At 63.7% G+C, this 1,595-nt stretch carries 2 protein-coding genes and 1 tRNA gene; 1 reads left to right on the top strand and 2 read right to left on the bottom strand.

Annotation, left to right across the window (positions count from 1 at the left end; translation table 11 throughout):
• A partial coding sequence (locus WAN02_RS21720; protein WP_422266285.1) for a HoxN/HupN/NixA family nickel/cobalt transporter occupies positions 1 to 1,033 on the top strand: 1,033 nt, incomplete at its 5' end.
• 272 nt (positions 1,034 to 1,305) lie between these two features.
• On the opposite strand, the gene WAN02_RS21715 is transcribed toward WAN02_RS21720, so the two are convergent.
• Together WAN02_RS21715 and WAN02_RS21710 are read right to left on the bottom strand one after the other, a co-directional pair.
• Positions 1,306 to 1,377 (bottom strand) — tRNA-Val (locus tag WAN02_RS21715).
• A gap of 10 nt (positions 1,378 to 1,387) precedes the next feature.
• Positions 1,388 to 1,595 (bottom strand): hypothetical protein (locus WAN02_RS21710; protein ID WP_422266284.1); only part of this gene is annotated, 208 nt, incomplete at its 5' end.

Here is a 1,595-nt window from a genome sequence, read left to right as displayed (position 1 = left end):
GTTCGGTCTGGTCGTACCGAAGCATTATCACCTCGGCGGTGACCACCCGATCTTCAACGTCGGCGTCGGTGTGCTGGCCTATACCTTCGGGCTGCGGCACGCCTTCGACGCCGACCACATCGCCGCCGTCGACAACACCACCCGCAAGCTGCTCGCTGACAACGCTGACCGGGAAGCCCACGGTGAGCCCCGGCAGCGCAAGCCGCTCTCGGTCGGTTTCTGGTTCTCTCTCGGACACTCCACGATCGTGTTCGCGTTGGCATTGCTGCTCTCAGTCGGTGTCAAGACTCTGGCCGGCCAGGTCGAGAACGACGACTCGGGGCTGCACTCGGCGACCGGCATCATCGGCGCCTCGGTGTCAGGAATCTTCCTGTGGATACTGGGGATTCTCAACCTGGTCGTGCTGTTCGGGATCATCGGGGTCTTCCGCCGGATGCGCACCGGGCAGTTCGATGAAGCCGAACTCGAGGAGCACCTGAACAAGCGCGGCTTCATGAACCGCTTCCTGGGCGGGCTGACGAAGTCGGTGCGCGAGCCCTGGCACATCTACCCGATCGGGGTGCTGTTCGGGCTCGGGTTCGACACCGCCACCGAGGTCGGACTGCTCGTGCTGGCCGGCGGGGCTGCGGCGTTCAATCTGCCGTTCTACTCGATCTTGATCCTGCCGATCCTGTTCGCGGCCGGGATGTGTCTCATGGACACCATCGATGGGGTGTTCATGAACGCCGCCTACGGCTGGGCGTTCATGAAGCCGGTCCGCAAGGTCTTCTACAACATCACCATCACTACTGTGTCCGTCGCGGTGGCGCTGATCATCGGCACTATCGAACTGATCGGCGTCCTGGCCGACCAGGCCAACATCACCACCGGGCCCATCAACGCGATCGCCAGCATCCCCTTGGACTACGCCGGATATGCGATCGTCGGGTTGTTCTTCCTGGCCTGGATCACCGCGCTGTTCGTCTGGCGATATGGCCGCATAGAGGAACGCTGGTCGGCCGACCTGCGCTCCTCCCCCGCTACCGCCGAGTGACCGCCCTGGTGTGAGCACTAATCACTGCAGGCAGTGATCACCGAGTCGTTGGGGCGCTGCTCACCCAGCAATGGCGGCTGGAGCGGCGCCCCGAGCCGTCGCTGCTGGCCGTCGGTGCAACCCGCGTGCAACGCCCGAGATGGCCGGCATGGTCGCGAGGCTTCTCTGCGCGACTACCGTATACCCGCACTTGAAGCACGAGTCGCGTGTCCGGTGACACGGAACGAAAGCGGGCCCCGCATCGATGCGGGGCCCGAATTCGTTGCCTTATGTGGGCGATACTGGGATTGAACCAGTGGCCTCTTCCGTGTCAAGGAAGCGCTCTCCCACTGAGCTAATCGCCCCAACTTTGCGCTAGCTGCGTTGGGTGAGCATTTTTGTGTCAACGTTTTCCGCCCAGCGTTGGTGGCGTTGGTCGGTCGCGACGCCGTTGGTTACGGGCATCTCCCTGGTTGGTGACGTTGGTTGCGACGGTTGCGTGCGGTCCTGGCGTTGCACGACCGTTGCACGCAGCCGCTTCGACGCGACCGCCATGGCGTCGACCTGAAGCCCAGTCCGCAGA

Origin of the sequence: Mycobacterium sp. (assembly GCF_049281135.1) — a bacterium.
In the GTDB taxonomy this organism is placed as follows: domain Bacteria; phylum Actinomycetota; class Actinomycetes; order Mycobacteriales; family Mycobacteriaceae; genus Mycobacterium.
Note: the sequence above shows the minus strand (reverse complement) of the source record. Positions and strands in the feature narration are given on the sequence as shown.